At 56.8% G+C, this 25,734-nt stretch carries 25 protein-coding genes and 1 tRNA gene; 12 read left to right on the forward strand and 14 right to left on the reverse strand.

Features of this window, described 5'->3' with window-relative positions; all coding sequences use genetic code 11:
• Positions 1 to 10: 10 nt before the first annotated feature.
• The 6 genes from IAE48_RS21910 to syd form a co-directional block, all read right to left on the reverse strand.
• Complete coding sequence (locus IAE48_RS21910; RefSeq protein ID WP_128484105.1) at positions 11 to 1,351, reverse strand: enolase C-terminal domain-like protein; 1,341 nt, start codon at positions 1,349 to 1,351, stop codon at positions 11 to 13.
• A complete protein-coding gene (locus IAE48_RS21915; protein ID WP_094419414.1) occupies positions 1,351 to 2,706 on the reverse strand; it encodes an MFS transporter in 1,356 nt (451 codons plus the stop codon). The genes IAE48_RS21910 and IAE48_RS21915 overlap by 1 nt, the downstream gene beginning before the upstream one ends.
• A gap of 380 nt (positions 2,707 to 3,086) precedes the next feature.
• Complete coding sequence (locus tag IAE48_RS21920) at positions 3,087 to 3,536, reverse strand: flavodoxin (RefSeq protein WP_023479490.1); 450 nt, start codon at positions 3,534 to 3,536, stop codon at positions 3,087 to 3,089.
• A gap of 5 nt (positions 3,537 to 3,541) precedes the next feature.
• Positions 3,542 to 4,336, reverse strand: a complete 795-nt coding sequence (gene truC, locus IAE48_RS21925) for a tRNA pseudouridine(65) synthase TruC (protein WP_200135580.1) — start codon at positions 4,334 to 4,336, stop codon at positions 3,542 to 3,544.
• Positions 4,336 to 4,665 (reverse strand): YqcC family protein, encoded by a 330-nt coding sequence (locus tag IAE48_RS21930; RefSeq protein ID WP_042712751.1) that lies wholly within the window; start codon positions 4,663 to 4,665, stop codon positions 4,336 to 4,338. Before IAE48_RS21930 ends, truC begins: the two co-directional genes overlap by 1 nt.
• Before the next feature lie 630 nt (positions 4,666 to 5,295).
• On the reverse strand, positions 5,296 to 5,841 hold the full coding sequence (gene syd, locus IAE48_RS21935; protein ID WP_094419412.1) for a SecY-interacting protein: 546 nt from the start codon (positions 5,839 to 5,841) through the stop codon (positions 5,296 to 5,298).
• Between the two features lie 68 nt (positions 5,842 to 5,909).
• Here syd and queF point away from each other — a divergent pair, with 68 nt between their 5' ends.
• The 5 genes from queF to xni all read left to right on the forward strand — a co-directional run bounded on the left by queF (position 5,910) and on the right by xni (position 12,246).
• The gene (gene queF, locus IAE48_RS21940) at positions 5,910 to 6,755 is read left to right on the forward strand and encodes an NADPH-dependent 7-cyano-7-deazaguanine reductase QueF (RefSeq protein WP_200135581.1); all 846 of its coding nucleotides are present in this window, start codon (positions 5,910 to 5,912) and stop codon (positions 6,753 to 6,755) included.
• A gap of 89 nt (positions 6,756 to 6,844) precedes the next feature.
• On the forward strand, positions 6,845 to 8,209 hold the full coding sequence (gene ppnN, locus IAE48_RS21945) for a nucleotide 5'-monophosphate nucleosidase PpnN (RefSeq protein WP_042712755.1): 1,365 nt from the start codon (positions 6,845 to 6,847) through the stop codon (positions 8,207 to 8,209).
• 457 nt (positions 8,210 to 8,666) lie between these two features.
• Entirely contained in the window at positions 8,667 to 9,956 is a 1,290-nt protein-coding gene (locus IAE48_RS21950; protein ID WP_023479482.1) for an HAAAP family serine/threonine permease, read from the forward strand.
• Between the two features lie 57 nt (positions 9,957 to 10,013).
• Positions 10,014 to 11,381 carry an L-serine ammonia-lyase gene (locus IAE48_RS21955; RefSeq protein ID WP_200135582.1) on the forward strand — a complete coding sequence of 456 codons (1,368 nt, stop codon included), beginning with the start codon at positions 10,014 to 10,016 and terminating at the stop codon, positions 11,379 to 11,381.
• Between the two features lie 112 nt (positions 11,382 to 11,493).
• Complete coding sequence (gene xni, locus IAE48_RS21960) at positions 11,494 to 12,246, forward strand: flap endonuclease Xni (protein WP_200135583.1); 753 nt, start codon at positions 11,494 to 11,496, stop codon at positions 12,244 to 12,246.
• 33 nt (positions 12,247 to 12,279) lie between these two features.
• Here xni and puuE read toward each other — a convergent pair whose 3' ends face one another.
• The 3 genes from puuE to IAE48_RS21975 are packed head-to-tail and all read right to left on the reverse strand — an operon-like array spanning position 12,280 to position 14,705.
• Positions 12,280 to 13,221: an allantoinase PuuE gene (gene puuE / locus IAE48_RS21965; protein WP_200135584.1), complete on the reverse strand. Its 942-nt coding sequence runs from the start codon at positions 13,219 to 13,221 to the stop codon at positions 12,280 to 12,282.
• A gap of 30 nt (positions 13,222 to 13,251) precedes the next feature.
• Positions 13,252 to 13,989, reverse strand: a complete 738-nt coding sequence (locus IAE48_RS21970; RefSeq protein WP_200135585.1) for an aspartate/glutamate racemase family protein — start codon at positions 13,987 to 13,989, stop codon at positions 13,252 to 13,254.
• Positions 13,986 to 14,705 (reverse strand): GntR family transcriptional regulator, encoded by a 720-nt coding sequence (locus IAE48_RS21975; RefSeq protein WP_200135586.1) that lies wholly within the window; start codon positions 14,703 to 14,705, stop codon positions 13,986 to 13,988. The genes IAE48_RS21970 and IAE48_RS21975 overlap by 4 nt, the downstream gene beginning before the upstream one ends.
• A 146-nt stretch (positions 14,706 to 14,851) precedes the next feature.
• Here IAE48_RS21975 and IAE48_RS21980 point away from each other — a divergent pair, with 146 nt between their 5' ends.
• Positions 14,852 to 16,324: an NCS1 family nucleobase:cation symporter-1 gene (locus tag IAE48_RS21980; protein WP_094419406.1), complete on the forward strand. Its 1,473-nt coding sequence runs from the start codon at positions 14,852 to 14,854 to the stop codon at positions 16,322 to 16,324.
• 46 nt (positions 16,325 to 16,370) lie between these two features.
• On the opposite strand, the gene IAE48_RS21985 is transcribed toward IAE48_RS21980, so the two are convergent.
• Together IAE48_RS21985 and dnaQ are read right to left on the reverse strand one after the other, a co-directional pair.
• Positions 16,371 to 16,447, reverse strand: a tRNA-Asp gene (locus IAE48_RS21985).
• Positions 16,448 to 16,581: 134 nt separating this feature from the next.
• On the reverse strand, positions 16,582 to 17,313 hold the full coding sequence (gene dnaQ / locus IAE48_RS21990; protein WP_042712390.1) for a DNA polymerase III subunit epsilon: 732 nt from the start codon (positions 17,311 to 17,313) through the stop codon (positions 16,582 to 16,584).
• Between dnaQ and rnhA the strand changes: the two genes are divergently transcribed.
• Positions 17,267 to 17,839 (forward strand): ribonuclease HI, encoded by a 573-nt coding sequence (rnhA, locus tag IAE48_RS21995; RefSeq protein WP_161629337.1) that lies wholly within the window; start codon positions 17,267 to 17,269, stop codon positions 17,837 to 17,839. The genes dnaQ and rnhA overlap by 47 nt on opposite strands.
• On the opposite strand, the gene IAE48_RS22000 is transcribed toward rnhA, so the two are convergent.
• The gene (locus IAE48_RS22000; RefSeq protein ID WP_094419405.1) at positions 17,836 to 18,543 is read right to left on the reverse strand and encodes a class I SAM-dependent methyltransferase; all 708 of its coding nucleotides are present in this window, start codon (positions 18,541 to 18,543) and stop codon (positions 17,836 to 17,838) included. The two genes, rnhA and IAE48_RS22000, sit on opposite strands and share 4 nt — an antisense overlap.
• A 33-nt stretch (positions 18,544 to 18,576) precedes the next feature.
• On the opposite strand from IAE48_RS22000, the gene gloB reads away from it, so the two are divergent.
• Both gloB and mltD read left to right on the forward strand, forming a co-directional pair.
• Complete coding sequence (gloB, locus tag IAE48_RS22005) at positions 18,577 to 19,332, forward strand: hydroxyacylglutathione hydrolase (RefSeq protein WP_200135587.1); 756 nt, start codon at positions 18,577 to 18,579, stop codon at positions 19,330 to 19,332.
• Positions 19,333 to 19,405: 73 nt separating this feature from the next.
• Positions 19,406 to 20,776, forward strand: a complete 1,371-nt coding sequence (gene mltD, locus IAE48_RS22010; protein WP_200135588.1) for a murein transglycosylase D — start codon at positions 19,406 to 19,408, stop codon at positions 20,774 to 20,776.
• Between the two features lie 60 nt (positions 20,777 to 20,836).
• On the opposite strand, the gene IAE48_RS22015 is transcribed toward mltD, so the two are convergent.
• Positions 20,837 to 21,637, reverse strand: a complete 801-nt coding sequence (locus IAE48_RS22015) for an endonuclease/exonuclease/phosphatase family protein (protein ID WP_071789488.1) — start codon at positions 21,635 to 21,637, stop codon at positions 20,837 to 20,839.
• A gap of 215 nt (positions 21,638 to 21,852) precedes the next feature.
• Here IAE48_RS22015 and yafC point away from each other — a divergent pair, with 215 nt between their 5' ends.
• On the forward strand, positions 21,853 to 22,749 hold the full coding sequence (yafC, locus tag IAE48_RS22020; RefSeq protein ID WP_042717373.1) for a DNA-binding transcriptional regulator YafC: 897 nt from the start codon (positions 21,853 to 21,855) through the stop codon (positions 22,747 to 22,749).
• A 34-nt stretch (positions 22,750 to 22,783) separates the two neighbouring features.
• Here the strand turns inward: yafC and dkgB are convergent, their stop codons facing one another.
• Positions 22,784 to 23,587: a 2,5-didehydrogluconate reductase DkgB gene (gene dkgB, locus IAE48_RS22025; RefSeq protein WP_200135589.1), complete on the reverse strand. Its 804-nt coding sequence runs from the start codon at positions 23,585 to 23,587 to the stop codon at positions 22,784 to 22,786.
• A 184-nt stretch (positions 23,588 to 23,771) separates the two neighbouring features.
• Between dkgB and IAE48_RS22030 the strand changes: the two genes are divergently transcribed.
• Positions 23,772 to 24,317: a helix-turn-helix domain-containing protein gene (locus IAE48_RS22030; RefSeq protein ID WP_042717367.1), complete on the forward strand. Its 546-nt coding sequence runs from the start codon at positions 23,772 to 23,774 to the stop codon at positions 24,315 to 24,317.
• Positions 24,318 to 24,319: 2 nt separating this feature from the next.
• On the forward strand, positions 24,320 to 25,600 hold the full coding sequence (gene fabF, locus IAE48_RS22035; protein ID WP_200135590.1) for a beta-ketoacyl-ACP synthase II: 1,281 nt from the start codon (positions 24,320 to 24,322) through the stop codon (positions 25,598 to 25,600).
• Positions 25,601 to 25,734 lie beyond the last annotated feature (134 nt).

Raw genomic sequence — 25,734 nt, forward strand, 5'->3', positions numbered from 1 at the left:
TTTTGCTCTTTTAGTGCCGTCCAAAAACGGGGCGTTTTTTATCAAACGTCCAGCCAGGAATGAGGTACTGCATCGGGCCGGCGTCGTTGCGCGCGCCGCCCGGCAAAGTTTTATAGAGTGCGTGCGCTTTCTCAATTTGCGCCCAGTCCAGCTCAACGCCAAGACCCGGCGCGTCCGGTACGGCGATTTTGCCCTCGCGGATCTGCAAAGGCTCCTTCGTCAGGCGCGCGTCGCCCTCCTGCCAGATCCAGTGGGTATCAATCGCCGTTGGCGTACCCGGTGCAGCGGCGGCGACATGGGTAAACATCGCCAGCGAAATATCGAAATGGTTGTTGGAGTGGCAGCCCCAGGTTAAGCCCCAGTCGTCACACAACTGCGCGACGCGCACCGCGCCAGAAAGCGTCCAGAAGTGGGGATCGGCGAGCGGAATATCGACCGCGTTGAGCATTACCGCGTGGCCCATCTCCCGCCAGTTGGTGGCGATCATATTGGTGGCGACCGGCAGACCGGTGGCGCGGCGAAACTCCGCCATCACTTCACGCCCGGAGAAACCCTGCTCCGCGCCGCAGGGATCTTCCGCGTAGGTCAGCACATCGTTCAGCCCTTTGCAGAGGCGGATCGCTTCGTCGAGCAGCCACGCGCCGTTGGGATCGACGGTGATGCGCGCATCGGGGAAGCGCTTTTTCAGCGCGCGCACGGTATCGATCTCCTGCTCGCCCGGCAGCACGCCGCCCTTCAGTTTGAAATCTTTAAAACCGTAACGATCCTGCGAGGCTTCGGCAAGGCGCACCACCGCTTCGCTGCTCATCGCCTCCTGATGGCGCAGCCGGTACCACTCGTGGCTGCCCGGCGTCGCATCCAGATAGGGCAAATCGGTTTTCGTGCGATCGCCGACATAGAAGAGGTAGCCGAGCACGGTAACGGCATCGCGCTGTTTGCCCGGCCCCAGCAGTTCGCACACCGGGACATTCAGGGTTTTGCCGAGCAGATCGAGCAGCGCCGCCTCCAGCGCCGCGACGGCGTTAACGCGCAGTTCAAAGGTCCACGCGCCGTTACCGAAGGTGTCGAAATCCGCCGCCTGGTTGCCTTTGTGCACCCGCTGCACCACTTTGTTCAGCCGGGCGATCTCTTGTCCCACCACCATTGGCGTGGCATCGACCAGTGTTTGATAGATCACCTCTCCACCCGGCGCTTCACCTACGCCGGTCTGCCCGGCGCTGTCCGTCAGCACCACGATATTGCGGGTGAAGTAAGCGTTATGCGCGCCGCCGATATTCATCAACATGCTGTCGTGCCCGGCAACCGGGATCACCTTCATGTCGGTGATGACGGGCGTGGCTTGTGTATTCATCATTCGCGTCCTGTTACGGGTTTAAGTTCGATGCGTTTGATATTGCCCACCAGCACCAGGTAACTGAGCACCGCCACCAGCGCATGAACGCCAACGTAGATCAGGGCGCCGTTAAACGAGCCGGTGGTGCCGACGATGTAGCCAATCGCAATCGGCGTGACGATGCCGGAGATATTGCCGAACATATTAAACAGGCCGCCGCTCAGGCCGCTGATCTCTTTCGGCGCGGTATCCGCCATCACCGCCCAACCGAGCGCACCGATCCCTTTGCCGAAGAAGGCCAGCGCCATAAAGGCGATAATCAGGGTTTCCGAATCGGTGTAGTTACAGAACACCATACTCATCGAGAGCAGCATGCCCAGCACAATGGGCGTTTTACGCGCCACGTTCAGCGATCCGTAGCGGCGCATTAGCCAGTCGGAGATCACCCCACCAAGCACGCCGCCGACAAAGCCGCAGATCGCCGGGATCGAGGCCACAAAGCCCGCTTTCAGGATCGACATGCCGCGCGCCTGCACCAGATAGACCGGGAACCAGGTGATAAAGAAGTAGGTTAAGGCGTTAATGCAGTACTGCCCGAGATAAACGCCGATCATCATGCGCGAGGCGAGCAGCTGTTTGACCTGCCCCCACTTCTGCGCAAAGGGCACTTTCTGCTGATTGTTTTTCAGATCCATATTGATCAGCGCGCCGCCCTCGGCGATGTACTCCAGCTCCTTTTTGTTGACGCCCGGATGCTGGTTCGGCTCGTGGATCATCTTCAGCCACAGGAAGCTGATGAAGATGCCAAGCCCGCCCATAAAGAAGAAGACGTGCGACCAGCCCACTTCATGGGTCAGCCAGCCCATAATCGGCGCGAAGATCACCGTGGCAAAGTACTGCGCGGAGTTGAAGATGGCGACCGCCGTGCCGCGCTCCTGCGCCGGGAACCAGGCGGCAACGATGCGGCTGTTGCCCGGGAACGACGGCGCTTCTGCCAGGCCGACCATAAAGCGCAGGGTAAAGAGCGCGATGATGATGCCAAAGCCGCTGAAGAGATCGACGAACCCTTGCAACAGGGTAAAGAGCGACCAGGTGAAGATGGACCAGAAGTAGACGCGTTTCGAGCCGAAGCGGTCAAGCAGCCAGCCGCCCGGGATCTGGCCAATGACATAGGCCCAGGAGAAGGCGGAGAAGACATAGCCCATACCGACAGGATCAAGGCCGATAGCCTTGGACATTTCCGAGCCAGCAATCGATAGCGTAGCGCGATCGCCGTAGTTGAAGGATGTGACGATAAATAGCATCACCACGATCCAGTAGCGGGCGTTAGTGCGCTTTTCAGCGCCGCTCGCCGCCTGGCTTAATGCACTCATGGTTGTACTCCCGAAGCATAGATGTTCTTTTCAACATGCATCCTGTACGGCGCAACCTGTAGGGGAAGACAGAACGCTGTCGCTCTTTTTATGCCGCGGCCCGTCGCGTTTTCACTCCACGGCGGGCGGCTTTATTAACTGGCTCAAGGAGTATAAAAAGCGGCCTGGTAACTCTCACCGTGCATCAACACAACATTCGGCGACAGCTCAGCGCGGGTTTGGGGCATTAGCCCAGGGCGATGGGGGGTATTTCACGAAAATTGAAACAGACGATAAACGGCGGGGTAAAAGCGCAGGTCAGGTGCGAAGAGTGTGAATGGCGTCGCTTGACGGTTAATAAAAAGAGGCTAACCCTCCCGGCGCGCGGGAGGGAGACGGGCTTATTTCAGCAGGCTTGCCCACTGCTCAACCCACGGGTTGGAGACGCTTTCCGGCTCCGGATCTTCGCTGGCGTCAATCAGCAATACCTCGCCGATGCGCTGCGCGCCCTGCTCCTGCAACAGCGCATCAAATTTTTTCCCGCCGCCGCAGAAGTGGCTGTAGGTGCTGTCGCCCAGCGCAATCACGCCGTAGCGCAGCTCAGGCTGGTAGCCGACGGTGTCGCGCAGGTAGTGAAACAGCGGCGCGATGCTGTCCGGCAGATCGCCCTGGCCAGTGGTAGAGGTGACGACCAGCGCATAGTTGCCTTTGTTGCTCTCCCACTGCGCCGCTTCGGGATCTTCATACACCTTTGCCGTGTGGCCCTGGGCTTCTAAAATCGCCTGCGCTTCTTCCGCTACCAGCAGCGAATTGCCGTACATCGTGCCGACAAAAATGCCTATATTCGCCATGCTTATCACTCCTTGCGTGATTCCAGATTGCCCTCATCCTGACCGCTGAGCCCGCTAAACTCAACCCTTTCATTCTCAGGGAGAAGGCCACGCCAGCCGAACTGATCCAGCGCCTGCATCCACACCGCATCGAAGCCGGCACGCAGGGTTAGCGCCTCGCCGGTAAAGGGGTGTGTAAGGCTTAACTGGCTGGCGTGCAGCATCAGGCGGTTGAGGCCAAAATGCGCCGCCGCGCTGCGGTTTTGCCGCAGATCGCCATGCTTGCTGTCGCCAATAATCGGGTGGCGCAGATGGGAGAGATGGCGGCGAAGCTGGTGTTTGCGTCCGGTTTTCGGCTCCAGCTCGACCAGCCCATAGCGCGTAGAGGGAAACTTACCGATCGCTACCGGTAATTCGGTCGTGGCAAGGCCGCGATAGTGGGTTACGGCAGGCTGCGGATCTTTGTCGGTACGGGCGAATTTATCCGCTACTTTGTCCAGCTCCTCGACCAATGGATAGTCGAGCAGCGCCTCCTCCATCAGCCAGCCGCGCACAATCGCGTGGTAGCGCTTCTGCATCTGGTGCTGCTCAAACTGCTGGGATAAACGCCGCCCCGCTTCGCTGGAGAGCCCCATCAGCAGGACGCCAGAAGTTGGTCTGTCGAGACGATGGGCGGTAAAGACATGCTGACCAATCTGGTCGCGCACGGTCTGCATCACCACCACTTTTTCATCGCGGTCGAGCCAGCTGCGGTGCACCAGCCAGCCGGAGGGTTTGTTGACGGCAACCAGCCACTCATCCTGGTAGATTATCTCCAGCATCAGTGCGTTTCGTCGCTAAACAGCGCGTCAAGCTGCTGGAGATGAACCAGCATCGCATCGCGGGAGGGGTGTGTCGCCTCAAGGGCCATTTCATAATAGGGCGCGATGGCAAACGCCTGCGGCAGCGCCTGCTTGCTGTCGAGCAGCGCGTGCATACGTGGGATCAGCACCCACTGCAGCCACTCAAAGGGTGCAAGTGTGTCCATGCAGAAGGGTTGCGTGCTTTCAAAGGCGCTCAGCGCCGGGGCAGTGGTTTGCCAGAGATCGTGCTCGCGCAGCTGCGCTTCAATCAGCTGAAGCTGCTGGCGCACGCGTTGATGTTGAGTCATAAAAGCCCCCGTTTAATCAGACTGGCGCGCAGCATAGCAAAGAGCGGGAGAAATAAAAAAAGGGAGCACTGTAAAAACAGTGCTCCCGGTTCGTTTCGCAGCTATCCGGCTACCCGTGTGCTCCCTGCTCATCCATGAAAACTTTTCCTGCGGTCTCCTGACCCGTTCATCCTTAAACAGCGCATCATGCTCACACCACCCCGATGTGACCTGGCCTTATCCTTAAAGCGTGTCCTGGATCCTCCTGATCTACCGTCCATCCTGACCGGCTCTCATTCTCCGTCCTGGAGGTGTCCTTTAACGCACTCTGGCGATATCCTCTTACTTCGTCCTGAAGTCTGTCCGTGAAGCACCTTCCCGGTGTGTCCAGAAACAACATCATCCTGATGTACGTCTCTTAGTCAGACTCCGTGTCGACAGGAGATAGAATTACGTATTCCGGCCGGTCTTACAAGGAGACTTAACGACAAAGCTATGCCGTAATCGGCCATTAACCCCAGGGATTATCGTATTAACATTATGATTTCTAATTGTTTAAATAAAGATAACTCACGTGAGTTATAGAATACGAACAGCCGATCTCCTACAGCCTTTGTAAGAGATCTCTCACACGGGATGTAGGCTATGGGCTTACACGACGGGTTGCAGCTGAGTGAGGAATTCGGGCAGATCGCTGGCGAGACGCGTGCGTTTACGCGTACCGAGCGTCTCCTGCATCACCTCACCGCTCAGGTTACACACCGAGATGACATCCAGCTCGCTCTCGAGCGTGGCAATAAAAAGTGTAGGCGATAATTTGAGCCTTTTCTGCGTCACCAGGTGCCCAATCAGATTTTCCTGTACCCGGACAAAATCCGCTTCGCTCCAGGTTTGCAGCAGCGTCAGGGTGATATTCCCCAGCCGCGCGCCCATATCACCGGCAAACTGCGTGGTATAGAACGCATGGATCGGCGGTTGTACCACAATCTCCATCGCCTGTTCAACGGGGTGGACGTTCTGCTGTGCCGTAAAGGGCTGCGGCTGCCAGAAAACGGCGTCATCGGTAGAGGAGATAATGCAGGGCGAAGGAACGCCATACAGATCTTCACTCTGCGGCCAACTGCCGTGCGCCGCGTGCCACGCATCGCAATAACGTTCCGTAAAGGCTTTCAGCGCCTGAGCCGTCTCTTTTTCCACCGATTTCTCTCTTTACTTAAGCCAGGATAAACTTGCGCCATAGTTTACCTGCAAAATGGCGATGAAACATGTCTTCTTATGATAACCACCAGGCGCTTTCGGGCCTGACGCTGGGCAAAACCACCGACTACCGCGACACCTATGACGCCAGCCTGCTGCAAGGCGTGCCGCGCTCACTCAACCGCGATCCCCTTGGGCTGAAGGCCGATAACTTGCCTTTTCACGGCGCGGATATCTGGACGCTGTATGAGCTCTCCTGGCTCAATGCCAACGGGCTGCCGCAGGTTGCGGTCGGCCAGGTGGAACTGGATTACGCCAGCCTCAATCTGGTGGAGTCTAAAAGTTTTAAACTCTATCTCAACAGCTTTAACCAGACCCGTTTCGCCAGTTGGGATGAAGTACGCAGCACCTTGCAACGCGATCTCAGCGCCTGCGCGCAGGGTGCGGTAAGCGTCACGCTCTACCGCGTCGATGAGCTGGAAGGCCAGCCGGTTGCCCACTTCGCTGGCCTCTGCATCGACGATCAGGATATCGCTATTGATAACTATGAGTTTGATGCCGCGCTGTTGACCGACGCCGCGAGTGATGACGTGGTGGAAGAGACACTGGTTAGCCATCTGCTGAAATCCAACTGCCTGATTACCCACCAGCCGGACTGGGGCTCGGTGCAGATCCAGTATCGCGGATCGAAAATCGACCGGGAAAAACTGCTGCGCTATCTGGTCTCGTTCCGCCATCACAATGAGTTTCACGAGCAGTGCGTTGAGCGGATCTTTACGGATATTCAGCGCTTCTGCCAGCCGGAATCCCTCAGCGTGTACGCGCGCTACACCCGACGTGGCGGCCTCGATATCAACCCGTGGCGCAGCAATACAGACTTCGTTCCGGCAACCGGGCGGCTGGCGCGCCAGTAAAACATGCGTTGGCAGGTTGTTAAACGTCATAAGCCAGGGCTATTGTAATCAGCAGGGAAGATAAAATTTTCGTCCCGTAAGGAGTTCACTTGATTACACATATTAGCCCGCTTGGCTCGATGGATATGTTGTCGCAGCTGGAAGTCGATATGCTTAAACGCACGGCCAGCAGCGACCTGTATCAACTGTTTCGCAACTGTTCGCTCGCTGTACTGAACTCAGGGAGCCAGACCGATAGCAGCAAAGAGCTGCTCTCCCGTAACGAAAGTTTTGATATCAACGTTTTGCGCCGTGAACGCGGCGTCAAGCTGGAGTTGATTAACCCACCGGAAGAGGCGTTTGTCGACGGGCGTCTGATCCGCGCGCTGCAGGCAAACCTCTTTGCCGTGCTGCGCGATATCCTGTTCGTGAACGGCCAGATCCATAACGCCAGTCGTTTTCAGCATCTTGATGTGGAGAGTTCAACCCATATCACCAACCTGGTCTTCTCGATTCTGCGTAACGCCCGTGCGCTGCACGTCGGCGAAGCGCCGAGCATGGTGGTCTGCTGGGGTGGTCACTCGATCAACGAAACCGAGTACCTCTACGCGCGCCGCGTCGGCACCCAGCTTGGCCTGCGCGAGCTGAATATCTGCACCGGCTGCGGGCCGGGGGCGATGGAAGCGCCGATGAAGGGCGCGGCGGTCGGCCACGCGCAGCAGCGTTATAAAGAGGGGCGTTTTATCGGCATGACTGAGCCGTCGATCATCGCCGCTGAGCCGCCTAACCCGCTGGTTAACGAGCTGATTATCATGCCGGACATTGAAAAACGTCTGGAAGCGTTTGTGCGTATCGCCCACGGCATCATTATCTTCCCTGGCGGCGTCGGTACGGCGGAAGAGCTGCTCTACCTGCTGGGTATTCTGATGAACCCGGCGAACAAAAACCAGGTGCTGCCGCTGATCCTCACCGGACCGAAAGAGAGCGCCGACTACTTCCGCGTGCTGGATGAGTTTATCGTCAACACGCTGGGCGAAGCCGCGCGCCGTCATTACACCATCATCATCAACGATGCGGCCGAAGTGGCGCGCCAGATGAAAAAGGCGATGCCGCAGGTGAAAGAGAATCGTCGCGAAACCGGCGATGCCTACAGCTTCAACTGGTCGATTCGCATTGCGCCGGATCTGCAGGTGCCGTTCGAGCCGACCCATGAAAATATGGCCAACCTGAAGCTCTACCCGGATCAACCCGTCGAAGTGCTGGCGGCGGATCTGCGTCGCGCCTTCTCCGGCATTGTGGCGGGTAACGTCAAAGAGCACGGCATTCGTGCGATTGAAACGTTCGGCCCTTACAAAATTCATGGCGACAGCGACATGATGCGCCGGATGGACGATCTGTTGCAGGGCTTTGTCGCCCAGCACCGTATGAAACTCCCCGGATCGGCCTATATCCCCTGCTACGAAATCTGCGCCTGATACTCCCTTTTTCCCGGGCGGTCATAAGCCGCCCTTATACCTTCCCGCCTTTCGCGCTCCAATTCCCCTACCCTGCACAAGGTAATGATCCACTCCAGTTGGCTTAAAAGTCGATAAATCACTGCTAATGGGATGATCTACAGCGCTTTTATCGTCTTTCGCCGCTGTGAGTTTGATCGCATATCTGGCGGGTGATAGCCTTCGCGCCCATAAATCTCAGATGATTTTAGATAAGCAGACAGATGGTCTAAATATGCCCACTTAAGAAGTGGATTATTGCAATTGCGATCCTGATCACTGATAGAGTCATAACATACATGTATCTTTCCGCCGCAAATAATTGCGGTAAGAAATTATAAAAATAGCCGCAATCAACCGGATAAAATATTACCGCTGACGTGGATGGCAAACGATTTGTCTAAATGGCAGCTTTTTGATTTTCCCAGGAGATTTACCAATGGAAACGACTCAAACCAGTAATCTGGCTTCAACCGGAACGCGGAGCGCATGGCGTAAGACCGACACCATGTGGATGCTAGGCCTCTACGGTACCGCGATTGGCGCTGGCGTACTGTTCCTGCCCATCAACGCTGGCGTAGGCGGACTGATTCCGCTGATCATCATGGCCATCCTTGCCTTCCCAATGACCTACTTCGCACACCGTGGCCTGACCCGTTTTGTGCTTTCCGGTAAAAATCCCGGCGAAGATATCACCGAAGTGGTGGAAGAACATTTTGGTATCGGCGCGGGTAAACTGATTACCCTGCTCTACTTCTTCGCTATCTACCCGATTCTGCTGGTCTATAGCGTGGCGATCACCAACACCGTCGACAGCTTCATGACCCACCAGTTGGGTATGACGCCGCCGCCGCGCGCTATTCTCTCCCTGATTCTGATCGTCGGTATGATGACCATCGTGCGCTTCGGCGAGCAGATGATCGTTAAAGCGATGAGCATCCTGGTGTTCCCGTTTGTTATCGCCCTGATGCTGCTCGCGGTCTATCTGATCCCGCAGTGGAACGGTGCGGTGCTGGAAACCCTCTCCTTCAACAGCGCGTCTGCTACCGGTAATGGCCTGTGGATGACCCTGTGGCTGGCGATCCCGGTAATGGTCTTCTCCTTTAACCACTCACCGATCATCTCCTCCTTCGCCGTGGCGAAACGTGAAGAGTACGGCGCAGAAGCAGAACGTAAATGCTCACGCATTCTGGCCTTCGCCCACATCATGATGGTGCTGACGGTGATGTTCTTTGTCTTCAGCTGCGTGCTGAGCCTGGCACCGGCCGATCTGGCCTCGGCGAAAGAGCAGAACATCTCGATTCTCTCCTACCTGGCTAACCACTTTAATGCGCCGGTCATCGCCTGGATGGCGCCGATCATCGCGATGATCGCCATCACTAAATCCTTCCTTGGCCACTACCTCGGCGCACGTGAAGGTTTCAACGGTATGGTGATTAAATCACTGCGCGGCAAAGGCAAAACCATCGAAATCAACAAGCTGAACCGCATTACCGCGCTGTTCATGCTGCTGACCACCTGGGCTGTTGCGACCTGGAACCCGAGCATCCTCGGCATGATCGAAACGCTGGGCGGCCCGATTATCGCCATGATCCTCTTCCTGATGCCGATGTACGCGATTGCCCGTGTTCCGGCGATGCGTAAATACAGCGGTCACATCAGCAACGTCTTCATTGTGATTATGGGTCTCATCGCTATCTCCGCGATTTTCTACTCCCTGTTCAGCTAATCTCTGCGCGCCGTCCAGCCGGGCGGCGCGATCCCTCTTTGTCATGGATAACGCGTTATGATCAGCGTATTCGATATTTTTAAGATCGGTATCGGTCCCTCCAGCTCGCACACCGTCGGCCCCATGAAAGCCGGCAAACAGTTCACCGATGATTTGATTGCCCGCGGCCTGCTGCGCGACGTTACCCGCGTGGTGGTCGACGTTTACGGCTCGCTCTCCCTGACCGGCAAAGGTCACCATACAGATATCGCCATTATTATGGGGCTGGCCGGTAACCTGCCGGATAGCGTCGATATTGATGCGATCCCGGGCTTTATTCAGGATGTGAACACGCACGGCCGCCTGCTGCTGGCGAACGGCGAGCACGAAGTGGAGTTCCCGGTCGATCACTGCATGAATTTCCATGCCGACAACCTCTCGCTGCATGAGAACGGTATGCGCATCACCGCGCTGGCGGGCGAAACGGTGCTCTACAGCCAGACCTACTACTCGATTGGCGGCGGCTTTATTGTCGACGAAGCGCACTTCGGCCAGACCACCAGCGCGCCGGTTGAGGTGCCTTACCCCTATAAAAACGCAGCCGATTTGCAGCGTCACTGCCAGGAAAGCGGGCTTTCCCTCTCCGGCCTGATGATGAAAAACGAGCTGGCGCTGCACAGCAAAGAGGAGCTGGAGCAGCACCTGGCGCGTGTCTGGGAAGTGATGCACGGCGGCATTGAGCGTGGCATCAACACCGAAGGCGTGCTGCCGGGCCGACTGCGCGTGCCGCGTCGTGCCGCCGCGCTGCGCCGCATGCTGGTCAGCAGTGATAAAACCACCACCGATCCAATGGCGGTTGTCGACTGGATCAATATGTTTGCGCTGGCGGTCAATGAAGAGAACGCTGCCGGTGGCCGCGTAGTGACCGCACCGACCAACGGTGCCTGCGGCATCGTCCCGGCGGTATTGGCCTATTACGAAAAGTTTATCCGCGAAGTGAATGCTAACTCGCTGGCGCGCTATCTGCTGGTCGCCAGCGCCATCGGCTCGCTCTATAAGATGAACGCCTCAATTTCCGGCGCGGAAGTGGGCTGCCAGGGGGAAGTGGGCGTCGCCTGCTCAATGGCAGCTGCCGGTCTGGCTGAACTGCTCGGCGCAAGCCCGGCGCAGGTGTGCATTGCGGCGGAAATCGGTATGGAGCACAACCTCGGTCTGACCTGCGATCCCGTCGCCGGCCAGGTGCAGGTGCCCTGTATTGAGCGTAATGCCATTGCCTCGGTTAAAGCGGTCAACGCCGCGCGTATGGCGCTGCGCCGCACCAGCGAGCCGCGCGTCTGCCTCGATAAGGTGATCGAGACGATGTACGAAACCGGCAAAGATATGAACGCCAAGTACCGCGAAACCTCGCGCGGCGGGCTGGCGATGAAGGTCGTTACCTGCGATTAACCTGCGTGACAGATGCCTCGTTTTGCGAGGCATCTTCCTGAATAGTCACCGTTTCATAGCCTCATAAAGCGGGCAATGTTACCCTTAGCGCTCGCTTACAAGGAGGGTATCCGTGGCTCATCTGCTTATTGTCGACGCACTCAATCTTATCCGCCGTATTCATGCGGTGCAGGGTTCACCCTGCGCGGAGACCTGCCTGCACGCGCTGGAGCAGCTGATTGTGCACAGCCAGCCGACTCACGCAGTGGCGGTGTTCGATGATGAAGCGCGCAATCAGGGCTGGCGTCATCAGCTGCTGCCGGACTATAAAGCGGGCAGACCGCCGATGCCGGAGCCGCTGCATCAGGAGATGCCCGCACTGCGCGCGGCGTTTGAGCAGCGCGGCATTCGCTGCTGGGCGACGCCGGGCAATGAAGCCGACGATCTCGCCGCCACGCTGGCGGTAAAAATGGCGCAGGCGGGGCAAGAGGCGACGATTGTCTCGACGGACAAAGGCTACTGCCAGCTGCTCTCGCCCACCATCCGCATCCGCGACTACTTCCAGAAACGCTGGCTCGATGCGCCGTTTATCGACCAGGAGTATGGCGTAACGCCGCAGCAGTTGCCGGATTACTGGGGGCTGGCGGGCATCAGCAGTTCAAAAGTGCCAGGGGTCGCCGGGATCGGGCCGAAAAGCGCCACCCAATTGCTCAGCACTTTTCCCACGCTGGAAGCGCTGTATGACAATCTTGCCGAGGTGCCAGAGAAGTGGCGGCATAAGCTGGAGGCGCACCGCGAGATGGCCTTTATCTGCCGGGATGTGGCGCGTTTGCAAACGGATCTACAGCTTGATGGCAACCTGCAGCAGCTGCGCCTGACGCGCTAACCTTCGCCCGCGCACAGGCGGGCAGCGGGCCGGTTACGCTTTATAGGGGTGATGTTTCAGCCAGTGCTCGGCGATCTCCTGGCGGCGGCAGATCCACACCTTGTCGTGGCTTTGCACGTAATCAAGAAAACGCTGCAGGGCGCGAAACCGCCCCGGTCGCCCCAGCAGACGGCAGTGCATGCCAATCGACATCATCTTCGGTGCCGTTTCGCCCTCGGCATAGAGCACATCGAAGCTATCTTTCAGATAGGTATAAAACTGCTCGGCGGTGTTGAACCCCTGGGCGGTGGCAAAGCGCATGTCGTTGGCATCCAGCGTGTAGGGCACAATCAGATGCGGTTTCTCGCCGACGGTAGTCCAGAAGGGCAGATCGTCGCCGTAGTAGTCGCTGTCATAGAGAAAATCACCCTGCTCCACCACCAGCGCGCGGGTGTTGGGGCTGTCGCGCCCGGTATACCAGCCGAGCGGGCGTTTGCCGAACAGCGTTTGCAGGATCTCAACCGCCTGCTGCATATGCTGGCGCTCGGTCTGGATATCGAGATCCTGGTAGTGGATCCAGCGCCAGCCGTGGCTCACCACGTCATAATCCGCCGCCCTGATCGCCTCGACGATTGCCGGATTGCGCACCAGCGCCATCGCCACGCCAAACACCGTTAACGGCAGGCTGCGCTGCTGAAACTCCTGATGGATGCGCCAGAAACCGGCGCGCGAACCGTATTCATAGAGGGAGTCCATCGACATATGGCGCGCCGGGTAGCTGGCCGCGCCGATGATGTCGGAGAGAAACTGCTCCGAGCCGCTGTCGCCGTGCAGAACATGGTTCTCGCCGCCCTCTTCAAAATTCAGCACAAACTGCACGGCGATGCGCGCGCCGCCCGGCCACTGTGCGTGCGGCGGCTTACCGGCGTAGCCCGCCATATCGCGCGGGTAGTCGGCAGTAAAGTGCCAGAAGGGAGTCTCGGTTGCTGCTTGCATGCTGATTCGACCTCTTAACCGGGGCCGCCTTCAGCTGAGCATATCAAAGCATCCTGAAAGCGGCTTTTTATTGGGATACGCGAGATCGCCATATTTACTGGTGCCGAAACCGAGGGCGAGCAGGGATTCAACCATTTTGACCGCCGCCGTTACGCCGTCGATCACCGGGAAGCCCAACTCCTGCGTCAGCTCACTGGCAAGATTCGCCATGCCGCCGCACCCCAGCACAATCGCCCCGCTTCCATCCTCGCGTTTGGCTTGTATACAACGCTCGCGTACCTTGTGCTGAGCAAGACCCGTGCCATCTTCCAAAGCCAGCACCGGTAAATCGATGGCGTGCAGCGCGGCGCAGTGATGTTCAAAGCCATACTGGCGCAGTAAATGGCGGGCGATGATCACCGTGCGCGGCAGCGTGGTGACAATCGAGAAGCGCGTCGCCACCAGCGTCGCCATATGCATCGCCGCTTCGGCAATGCCGATAACCGGGCCGCTCGCCAGCTCCCGCGCCGCCAGTAATCCCGGGTCGCCAAAGCAGGCGATTACGTGCCCTTGCGCGCCTTGTGCTTTGCCCTGCTTTACCTGCTCCAGCACGCCGATGGCGGCAATCGCTTCGTCGAAATGCCCCTCAATCGACTCCACGCCCTGCGTCGGGCAGCTGGCGAGGATAGTTGTGCCCGGCGAGGCGATGCGGCGCGCGGCGCTGGCTATGGTTCCGGTCATCTCCGGGCTGGTGTTGGGGTTGATGACTTGTATACAAAATGCACTCATTGCGGCTCTCCTCGGGTGCCAAACAGGCGGGTAAAATCGGGCAGCGTTTCGCCGCTGCGCTCAAAGCGCAGGCTGGAAACAATGTGGTCAAAGTGGTGCGCCATGGCATGCTCAAGGCCCGCCAGGTCTTTGTTACGTAACAGTTCGATTAACGCATCGTGATCGTGACAGCGGCAGCCCTGCTGCCACGGCGCGCCCCAGGCGGCAATCACCAGCGAGGAGCGCTGCGTCAGAGTGGTGATAATGTCGGTCACCACCGCATTGCCCGATATCGCCTGTAATTGAATGTGGAAAGCCGCCGAGTGGCGAATGGCCGCCGCGCCATCATGCTGCTGGTGTGCCGCCTCCTCCTCGGCAATGATCGCCTCCAGCGCCGCCAGATGCGGCGGTTGCAGATGCGCCAGCACCTGCGGCAGGTTGCCACACTCGATCATTTTGCGCGTGGCGAAGATCTCTTTTGACTCGTCGATGCCAGGATTCGCGACAAATGCACCGCGCCTGGGCGCGATGGTGATCATTTGCACCGTTGCAAGGCGCGTGAGCACTTTGCGAATGCCGGTGCGGCTGACGCCAAATACCTCCGCCAACGCCTCTTCCGGCAGCTTACTGCCCGGCGGCAACTGGTGCTCAACAATGGCCGTTAACAGCGATTGCCAGATGAAATGCTCCCTCTCTTCCCGATCCGCAGGCGCCTGTAGCCCGGTGTAATGGTTCATAACCTGATTCCTGTGTGACGCAGCATTGCCTTTTTTGTATACGTTTTTTAGCCATCTTGTATACAAAAAATCCAAACCTGGCCTGGTTAATGCAATAGCCGATAGCAGACCTATGAACGCTATCGCTATCTAAAGGAGCAGAATCCATGCCAAACCCTGAACCGCAGTACGATGCTCGTTATAGCCCAAGATTGACCAACGAGGATCTCGCGCCGACTCGCCAGCAAAACTGGACCTGGTACAACATCTTCTCGTTCTGGATGTCCGATGTGCACAGCATGGGCGGCTATGTGGTCGCCGCCAGCTTCTTTGCCTTAGGGCTCGCCAGCTGGCAGGTGCTGCTCTGCCTGTTGGTGGGGATCTGTATTGTGCAGCTCTGTGCAAACCTGGTGGCGAAGCCGAGCCAGATGACCGGCGTGCCCTATGCGGTGATTTGCCGTCAGGCATTTGGCGTCTTCGGTGCCAACATTCCGGCGGTGATCCGCGGGCTTATCGCCTTTGCCTGGTACGGTATTCAAACCTATCTCGCCGCCAATGCTCTGATGCTGGTGGCGCTGAAATTCTGGCCTTCGCTGGGCGCGCTGACAAGCAGCCACTTTCTGGGGCTGTCGACGCTGGGCTGGATCTGCTTCGGCATTATGTGGGCGCTACAGGCGCTGGTTTTCTGGCACGGAATGAGCGCGATCAAACGCTTTATTGATGTCGCCGGACCGGCGGTCTATGTGGTGATGATGGCGCTGGCGGGCTGGATCCTCTACCAGACCGGTTTTGACGGCATCTCCTTTACCCTTGCCAGCAAAACGCTGACACCGGGCGAGCAGGCGTGGCAGATGATCACCGCCACGGCGCTGGTAGTCTCCTACTTCTCCGGCCCGCTGCTCAACTTTGGCGACTTCTCCCGCTACGGCAAAAGCATGCAGGCGATCCGCCGCGGCAACCGTTGGGGACTGCCCTTTAACTTCCTGCTCTTCTCGATTGTGACGGTGGTGATTGTCTCGGGAACGCAATCGCTGTTTGGCAAAATGATCACCGACCCGATTGAAACGGTCAGCCACGTCGGCAGCGATCTGGCGATGGCGATTGGCCTGCTGACCATGATTACTGCCACCATCGGCATTAATATCGTGGCGAACTTCGTCTCACCGGCGTTTGATTTCTCTAACTGCGCGCCGCAGAAGATCAGCTTCCGTACCGGGGGGATGATTGCCGCGGTCGGCTCCGTACTGCTGACGCCGTGGAACCTGTTCCAGTCGCCGGAGTTGATCCACTACACGCTGGATGTGCTCGGTGCCTGCATTGGCCCGCTGTTTGGCATTCTGCTGGCGGACTTCTACCTGATTAAACGCGGCAAGGTGTTTGTCGACGATCTCTTTACCGTCTCCCCGAACGGGCGTTACTGGTACAAAAACGGCTTTAACCCTAAAGCGATTGCTGCGCTGCTGCCGTCGGTGATGGTAGGCCTGGTGATCAGCTTTATTCCGGCGCTGCACGAAGTGGCAAACTTCAGCTGGTTTATCGGCGTCTTTCTCGGGGCGGGCTGCTACTGCTGGCTGGCGCGTCATGAGCGCGCGGGCGTGGAGAGCGGATTTATCGCGCAGCGCGCGGTGGTGAAGGAGTAGAAACGACGAAGGCCTGAATCATTGCTGATTCAGGCCTTCTGAATAGTGGCGGAACGGACGGGACTCGAACCCGCGACCCCCTGCGTGACAGGCAGGTATTCTAACCGACTGAACTACCGCTCCGCGTTGTGTTCCTGTTAGGGAACGAGGCGCATATTACGTATTGCGCCTGGTGCCGTCAACGCTTTTTCTCTTGTTTTGAATCGTTTGCTGCAAAAATCGCCCACTGGCTGATTTTTCACGGTTAATAAATGAATTTAGCCCCGCCAGAGGCAACTTCCGCCCTTTTTCTGTACTAAATCGAGGCGCGATTCATGGGCCATCAGCTCTTCATCACTGGCTAAAACAACGCGCAGTTTGTTTGCCTGCCGCACAACGCGCTGGATCCCCGCTTCGCCTGACTGATTCTGGTTCTCGCCCTCCATCGAAAATTTTATCGATGTCTGGCCCCCGGTCATCATCAGATAGACGTCGGCAAGAATTTGGGAGTCGAGAAGTGCGCCGTGCAGCGTTCGCTTGCTGTTATCTATTTCGTAACGCGAGCAGAGCGCATCAAGGCTGTTACGCTTGCCCGGGAACATCCTGCGCGCCAGCGCAAGGCTGTCGGTAATTTTGCAGAAGGTCTCGGTTTTCGGAATCCCACGGTTCAGCTTGCTGAACTCATAATCCATAAAGCCGATATCAAACGAGGCGTTATGGATCACCAACTCCGCGCCGCGGATATAGTCGATAAACTCATCGGCAATATCGCCGAAGGTCGGTTTATCGAGCAGGAACTCATCGGCGATGCCGTGAACGCCAAACGCTTCCGGGTCCACCAGCCGATCGGGCTTCAGGTAGACGTGATAGTTATTGCCGGTCAGGCGGCGGTTTATCACCTCTACCGCACCGATCTCAATGATCTTATGCCCTTCGTAGTGCGCACCGATTTGGTTCATACCGGTGGTTTCGGTATCGAGGACGATCTGTCGTGTAATTGCAGTGCTCATAGCGGCCATTTATGTCAGACTTGTCGTTTTCAACTCAGGAAGTCTACCAGAGATGCTCAAACAGGTAGAAATTTTCACCGACGGATCGTGCCTCGGCAATCCGGGACCGGGTGGATATGGCGCCATTTTACGTTATCGCGGACATGAACGGACCTTCAGCGAAGGCTACCGTTTAACCACCAACAATCGCATGGAGCTGATGGCGGCGATTGTCTCCCTTGAAGCGCTGAAAGAGCACTGCGAAGTGGTGCTCAGCACCGACAGCCAGTACGTGCGCCAGGGTATCACCCAGTGGATCCACAACTGGAAAAAACGCGGCTGGAAAACGGCGGATAAGAAGCCGGTTAAAAATGTCGACCTGTGGAAGCGGCTCGATGCGGCGCTTAGCCAGCATCAAATCCGCTGGGAGTGGGTAAAAGGCCACGCCGGGCATCCGGAAAACGAACGCTGCGATGAGCTGGCGCGCGCGGCGGCGATGAATCCCACCCAGGAAGATGTCGGTTACCAGCCGGAAACCCTGGCTTAAGACTGCCGTGTCGCGCCAACGGCCTGCGGCACGCGCGCCCGTGAGCGACTCTGTTTTAACGGGTTGAGCGTCAGCGGAATGGTGCGTTTACGGGCCACGATCAGCTGCATACAGCCCAACGCCGGCAGATGCGCGCTCAGCAGCTTTCCGCCCTGCTTCGTCCAGGGCAACACGCGAAAGCGGCTATAATGAAGCACTTCAAAATTGAGCAGCGCGAGCCAGTCAAACTGTCGCGTAAGAGTGAACATTCGGCTTTTGACCGCTGACGAGCGGCGCGCAAACGGCACCGCTTTGCAGGCGCCTAATAAGCTGATGGGGTTAAACCCGCTCATCACCAGCCAGCCGTCGTCAATCAGCACGCGATCGACCTCCTGCAGCAGCCGGTGAGGATCGGGGCACCATGGCAGCGTATGGGCCAGCAGGCAGGCATCGACGGACTTTTCCGCAAACGGTAAAGAGAGCGGATCCGCGCGTACCTGCGCCGGTTCGCCTGCCAGCGAGACATTGACCTGGTGGGAGATCGCGCAGCTTTCAAGGTTGATTTCCGCGCTGAGGTTGCCAATCTTAAGCAGGTGAAAACCATACATTTTCGCCAGCCACGGCTTGAGCTCCTCCTCCAGCGCCTGACGGTAATAAACACCTTTTGGGAGCGCGCCCCAATTTACGGGCGCGACGAATTTTCGGGGAGTCCTTGCCGGCTTCATTACAACCTTCCGCTACGCTTTGAGAGGTAATTTATGAATCTTAACAGTATTCCCGCGTTTCAGGACAACTACATCTGGGTGTTGAGTGAGGATGAGGGGCGCTGCCTGATTGTCGATCCGGGCGAGGCCGCCCCGGTGCTGCGTGCTATTGAAGAGCACCAGTGGCAACCCGAAGCTATTCTGCTGACGCATCATCATAACGATCATGTCGGCGGTGTGCAGGCGCTGCGCGACGCTTTCCCTGATGTAGTGGTTTATGGGCCAGCGGAGACACAACATAAGGGCACGACCCAGGTTGTGGCCGAAGGCGATACGGTCACCGTTTTAGGCGAGGATTTCTCGGTCTTCGCCACCCCAGGTCACACTTTAGGACATATCTGTTTCTTCAGTTTTCCTTACCTTTTTTGCGGCGATACGCTCTTCTCTGGCGGCTGTGGAAGATTATTCGAAGGGACGGCAACGCAGATGTATCAATCCTTCTGTAAAATTAACGCCCTTCCCGATGACACGGTGATTTGTTGCGCACATGAATACACTTTAGGGAATATGAAGTTTGCTGTCAGCGTGCTGCCTCAAGATGCAGAGGTTCAGGAATACTATAAGAAAGTGAGTGAGTTACGTGCTAAAAACGAAAAGACACTCCCTGTAATTCTGAAAAATGAGCGGAAAATAAATTTATTTTTACGCACGGAAGATGCTGATTTAATTGAAGTAATAAACCAAGAACGCGTATTGCAACATCCAGAGGAGCGTTTCGCCTGGTTACGGGCAAAGAAAGATGCTTTCTGACATTGCGGGTTGCCTTTTGAAAACATCGCCGTTATCATCGCTCGTCTTTTAAGCAACTACTATTGACACACACATGAAGGCAAAAGCGATATTACTCGCCTCTGTCCTGCTCGTGGGGTGCCAGGCGTCGCAGCGCGACGGTTCGGTACAACAGCACGCACAGAGCCTTTCTGCAGCTGGTCAAGGGGAAGCTGGGAAGTTCACAAGCCAGGCACGCTGGATGGACGACGGAACACTCGCCGACCAAACGGATAGCAACTTGTGGGCCTCTATAAGCGACGAGCTAAAGATGGGAATTCCGGAAAACAGCCGGATTCGCGAACAGAAACTGAAGTATTTAAACAATAAGAGCTATCTCCACGATGTAACTTTACGGGCAGAGCCGTATATGTACTGGATAGCTGGGCAAGTTAAAAAACGTAACATGCCCATGGAACTGGTACTACTACCCATAGTGGAGAGCGCTTTTAACCCGCACGCAACGTCTGGTGCCAATGCCGCAGGCATTTGGCAAATCATTCCGAGCACAGGGCGAAATTATGGTTTAAAACAGACACGCAGCTACGATGCGCGTCGTGACATTGTGGCCTCTACTACGGCCGCACTTGACATGATGCAGCGTCTTAACCGTATGTTTGACGGCGACTGGTTACTGACCGTTGCCGCCTACAACAGCGGTGAAGGCCGCGTGCTGAAGGCAATTAAAGCGAACAAAGCGCAGGGGAAACCCACCGATTTTTGGTCGCTGTCATTGCCTTATGAAACAAAGATTTATGTGCCTAAGATGCTGGCGTTGAGCGATCTTCTCAAAAACAGCAAACGCTATGGCATTAATCTGCCGACGCCGGATGAAAGCCGTGCGCTGGCGCGCGTTAGGCTGAGTAGCCCGGTAGAAGTGAATCAGCTGGCTGAAATGGCGGGAATTTCCGTCAACAAACTGAAGGCGTTTAACGCAGGCGTTAAAGGTTCGACGCTGGGTTCAGCCGGTCCACAGTACGTGATGGTGCCGAAGAAACATGCAGATCAGCTGCGTGAATCGCTGGCATCCGGCGAAATTGCCGCCGTACAGCCGACGCTGGTTGCGGATAACACCCCGCTCTCCAGCAAGAGCTACAAGGTTCGCTCAGGCGATACGATCTCAGGCATCGCGTCACGCCTCGGCGTAAGCGCGAAGGATCTGAAGCAGTGGAATAATCTGCGCGGCGCGAACCTGAAGGTGGGTCAAAACCTGACGGTTGGTGCAGGCAGCAGCGCGCAACGTCTTGCCAGCAATAGCGATAGCATTACCTATCGCGTGCGCAAAGGTGATTCGTTGTCGAGTATCGCGAAACGTCACGGCGTGAACATCAAAGATGTGATGCGCTGGAACACCGATACCTCCAATCTGCGGCCGGGCGATCAAATCACGCTCTTCGTGAAGAACAGCGCGACGCCAGACTCCTGACCTGAAGCAATAAAAAAAGCACCGTTTCCCCACGGTGCTTTTTTTTATCTTTTTTTCGCCCTACTTGCCGGAAGGGAGCGGGCTGAACTCTACCAGCAGCGGATTGTGATCCGATGCGCGGGTCACCAGCACCGACGCCTCATCAACGTTTAAGCCACGATAGAAGACAAAATCGAGCGGTCGGCCAAAGGCTCGCCTGCGATTGTCATCGGTGAATCGTACCTGCCGCAGCGCCATTTCGCGTGCGAAACGGTAAAGGGCGTTCATACGCGGGCGGCTCCAGGCGTTAAAATCGCCAGCCATAATCACCGGGCCATCGTGGCGACCAATCTGATCGCCAATCGGCAGCAACTGCTTACTGTAGACATCGACACCGAGGCTGAAGTTGACCGCATGCACATTCACCACCATCAGATTACGGCTGTCCGGCAGCGGGTAGACCGTCACCAGCGCTGACTTTGCCAGCCGCAGAATCGGCTCACGCTCGCGCAGAGGACAGCAGTAGACCGGATGGGCAGAAGAGAGCGTCATCACGCCTGAGGGGTGCTGAGGCAGCACAAAGGCGGGAACCTGATCGGCAGCGAGATAGTTGCTGGTTGCGAAGCTCACCAGTTCAGGCGTCGTCTGCGCTTCCTGCAACAGAACCAGGTGTGCATCTTTGCCGAAACTTTGCAGCACCGAGAGCCACTCCGCCCGCTGCTGCTTGAAGATGTTCCATACCAGTACGCGGATCTTTTCATCCTGGCTGAGAGGAACCCCGGCAGGTAAAGCCTGACCAATACTGGCGAACGATCCCGGCGGTAAAATGCGCTCCGCAGGTTGTCCGGCAACATATCGCATAGCGTAAGTATTTTTCGCCACTTCGGCTTTAAACCTCTTTGATTTCCGCGCCCGAAAAAGGGGCGTCACTCAGTTATAGGGATTGTAGACCATAGTTTCAACGAATAATCACCAGAAAAGCGCCAGCTTGTATAGGTGCCATTGACCTTTAGGCCGCGCGATGGCGTTGCGACACGCGGCGTGGTTAAATACACGCGCATGAATAATCTCGTTGAAATGTTGCTACAGAGGCAATAATGAAAACCACCTCGGAAGAACTCGCCATTTTTGTCGCGGTCGTGGAGAGCGGCAGTTTTAGCCGTGCCGCTGAACGTCTCGGTCAGGCAAACTCTGCCATTAGCCGGGCGGTGAAGAAGCTGGAGAATAAGCTCGGCGTTAACCTGCTTAATCGCACCACTCGCCAGCTTAGCCTCACTGAAGAGGGCGAACGCTATTTCCGCCGCGTACAAACGGTGCTGCAGGAGATGGCGGCGGCGGAAAATGAGGTGATGGAGAATAAATCGGTGCCGCGCGGCACGCTGCGTATCGATGCCGCCACGCCGGTGGTGCTGCACTTTTTAATGCCGCTGATTAAGCCGTTTCGTGAACGTTACCCGGAGATCAGCCTGTCGCTGGTCTCAAGCGAAACCTTTATCAACCTGATTGAACGTAAAGTGGATGTCGCTATTCGCGTCGGCAAGCTGACAGATTCCAGCCTGCGCGCGCGTCCGCTCTTTAAGAGCTACCGTAAAATTATCGCTTCGCCCGAATACCTTGCCCGTTACGGTACGCCCGAAACGGTAGAGGATTTGCAAAACCATGTCTGCCTCGGCTTTACCGAGCCGGTATCGTTGAATACCTGGCCGGTGGCGGCAGCGGATGGTCAACTGCTGGAGGTGACGCCCACGCTCGCCTCTAATAGCGGTGAAACCCTTAAACATCTTTGTCTGAGCGGCAACGGTATCGCCAGCCTGTCGGATTATATGATTGATAAAGAGCTGGCGAGCGGCGAGCTGGTTGCGTTGATGTCAGACAAACTGCTGCCGGTAGAGATGCCCTTCAGCGCCGTCTACTACAGCGATCGGGCGGTGAGTACGCGTATCCGCGCCTTTATCGACTTCGTCAGCGAGCATGTGCCGCAGACGGGCAGATAAAAAAACGGGAGCCAGGCTCCCGTCACGTTGCTGATTAATCCCACTCAGGCGCAAGCCCTTCCGGGCTGACCAGCCGGTCGTTGCAATCCAGCGCCGCGATAGCGGCTCTGTCATCTGCATCCAGTTTCAGCCTCTGCGCTTGCAGGTTGCTCGCCAGGTTTTCGCGTTTGGTCGAGGATGGGATCACCGCGTACCCCTCCCCCATCGCCCATGCCAGGATCACCTGCGCTGGCGTTGCGCTGTGCTTCTGCGCTATGCCAGCAATCGTGGCATCTTTCAGTGCTTTACCATACGCCAACGTCATATAGGAAGTGATGTGGATCCCGTGCTCTTTTGCCCACTGCACTACTTTTCGGTTCTGCAGATAGGGTGAAAGCTCAATCTGGTTAGTAGCAATATTTTCAGCCCCAACCGCTGCAATCGCCTGCTCCATCAACCCAATCGTGAAGTTGGAGACACCAATCTGGCGCGTTAGCCCCTGCGCTTTGGTATTCATCAACTGCTGCATCGACTCTGCAACTGGCACCGCTGCGCCCGGCGATGGCCAGTGAATCAGCGTTAAATCCACGTAGTCGGTGCCTAACTTCTTCAGGCTCTCTTGCAGGCTTGGGATCAGCTGCCCTTCGCCCAGGTTTTCAGTCCAGATTTTGGTGGTGATAAATAGCGATTCCCGCGCGACGCCACTCTGCGCCAGCGCTTCACCAATGGCGGCTTCGTTACCATAAATCTGCGCGGTATCAATCACGCGATAACCCAGTTCAAGGGCATTTTTTACCGAGGCAATAACCGCCTCATCGGTTAAACGGAAGGTCCCCAGACCAAATGCAGGGATAGACATATCAATTCCTCTCTCATTATTTCTTAACAGATGGCGTGATTATGGTGAGTTGGGCTCGGGGGAAAAAGAGGCGGGAAAGCAGAGGATATTTGCCACAGGGGCAATAGTGCTAAAAGTAGTGACTTGCATATTGAAAGTCACTATGTCACTTTGGTGCGGCATGTTTACTACAGCAGATACCACCATGAAAAATGAAGCACTTTGCCAGGCTCCCTGCCCTATTGCCCGAAGTCTGGGACGCATTGGTGATAGCTGGAGCATGATTATCCTGCGCGACGCCTTCGCTGGGTTTACCCGTTTTGATGAGTTCCAGAAAAACGCCAACATTGCGCCGAACATTCTCTCCCGGCGCCTGAAGGAGCTGGTTGAAGAGGGGTTGCTTGAAAAGGTGAGCTACAGCACAACCCCGCCGCGTTACGAATATCACCTCACGCCGTTAGGCTATGATTTTCGTCCAGTCATCATTGCGCTGGCGCAGTGGGGAAACCGTCATTTCTCACCCGAAGGCCCACAGATGACGCTGGTTGAGCGGGAAACGGCGCGCCCTGTTGAAGTGATCCTTGTCGATAAGGCCACTGGTGAAGCCATAACCCCTGAAAAATACGCCATGGTGCCAGGCCCGGCAGCGTCGCCGGTTCTCCACTATCGTCATCAATATTTGCAACGTAAGCAGGCCGGGGAGACGTCGCTGAAATATGCGCCACAATTACAGATGAATAAGGAGGAGTGAATATGAGCATTTCGCAAAAGCGCGTCGTTATAACCGGTATGGGCATCGTCAGCCCGTTGGGCTGCGGCCTTTCCCACGTCTGGTCATCATTGGTTGAGGGCAAATCGGGTATTTCCCGCCTCGACGATGAAATGGTCGACGATATTGCCTGCAAAGTGGCAGGCCAGGTCCCTTCGATTGAAGAGGATCCGCATCACGGTTTCGATCCCTTAAGCACGATCCCGGCGAAAGAACGTAAAAAAATGGATCGTTTTATTGAGTTCGCACTGGTCGCGGCGAAGGAAGCATTAACGCAGGCAAACTGGTTTCCGCAAGAGGAGGCGCAGCGCGATCGCACTGCAACGGTGATTGCCACCGGGATCGGCGGGTTTAGTGAGATCACTAACGCGGTGCGCACCACCGATTCGCGCGGGCCTCGCAAACTCTCCCCGTTTACCGTTCCCTCTTTCCTCGCCAACCTCGCAGCTGGCCATGTCTCGATTAACTATGGTTTTCGCGGCCCGATCGGCGCGCCCGTTTCGGCATGTGCGGCCGGCGCACAGGCCATTGGTGATGCCGCGCGGTTGATACGCAGCGGCGAGGCAGATATCGCCTTATGCGGCGGCAGTGAAGCGGCGATCCATCGGGTAAGCCTTGCGGGATTTGCAGCGGCACGGGCGCTTTCGAGCAGTTTTAACGATCAACCGACGACGGCTTCACGCCCATTTGATCGCGATCGTGATGGATTTGTGATGGGTGAAGGTGCCGGGCTGCTGGTGATTGAATCGCTCGAACATGCGCTGGCGCGCGGTGCGACGCCGCTGGCGGAACTGGTGGGTTATGGCACCAGCGCAGATGCGCATCATCTCACTGCCGGCCCGGAAGATGGTAACGGTGCCGCAAGGGCGATGGAAGCCGCGATCCGTCAGGCGGGGATTTCAGCCTCCGATATTCAGCACATTAACGCTCATGCGACCTCTACTCCAGTTGGCGATAAGGGCGAACTGGCAGCGATAAAGCGTGTGTTTGGTGTGAACAGTACGGTAGCGATTACATCGACTAAGTCAGCGACCGGGCATCTGTTGGGTGCCGCGGGCGGTATTGAGGCGATCTTCACGGTTCAGGCGTTGCGTGAACAGATCGCTCCGCCGACGCTGAATTTACATCATCCTGATGAGAAGGCCGATGGGTTAAATCTGGTGGCGCTTACTGCGCGACCGCTTGAGATGCGCTACGCGATGTCGAATGGGTTTGGCTTCGGCGGAGTGAACGCCAGTTTGCTGTTAAAGCGCTGGGAAGAGTAAATAACTGGGCCGTTTGGCCCTTTTTTCACAAATTGCAGACGAAAAAAAACCGTATCTCGTGAGAGATACGGTTCTTAAAATAAGTGGCGGAACGGACGGGACTCGAACCCGCGACCCCCTGCGTGACAGGCAGG

It is taken from the genome of Kosakonia sp. S57, from assembly GCF_016516575.1.
In the GTDB taxonomy this organism is placed as follows: domain Bacteria; phylum Pseudomonadota; class Gammaproteobacteria; order Enterobacterales; family Enterobacteriaceae; genus Kosakonia; species Kosakonia cowanii.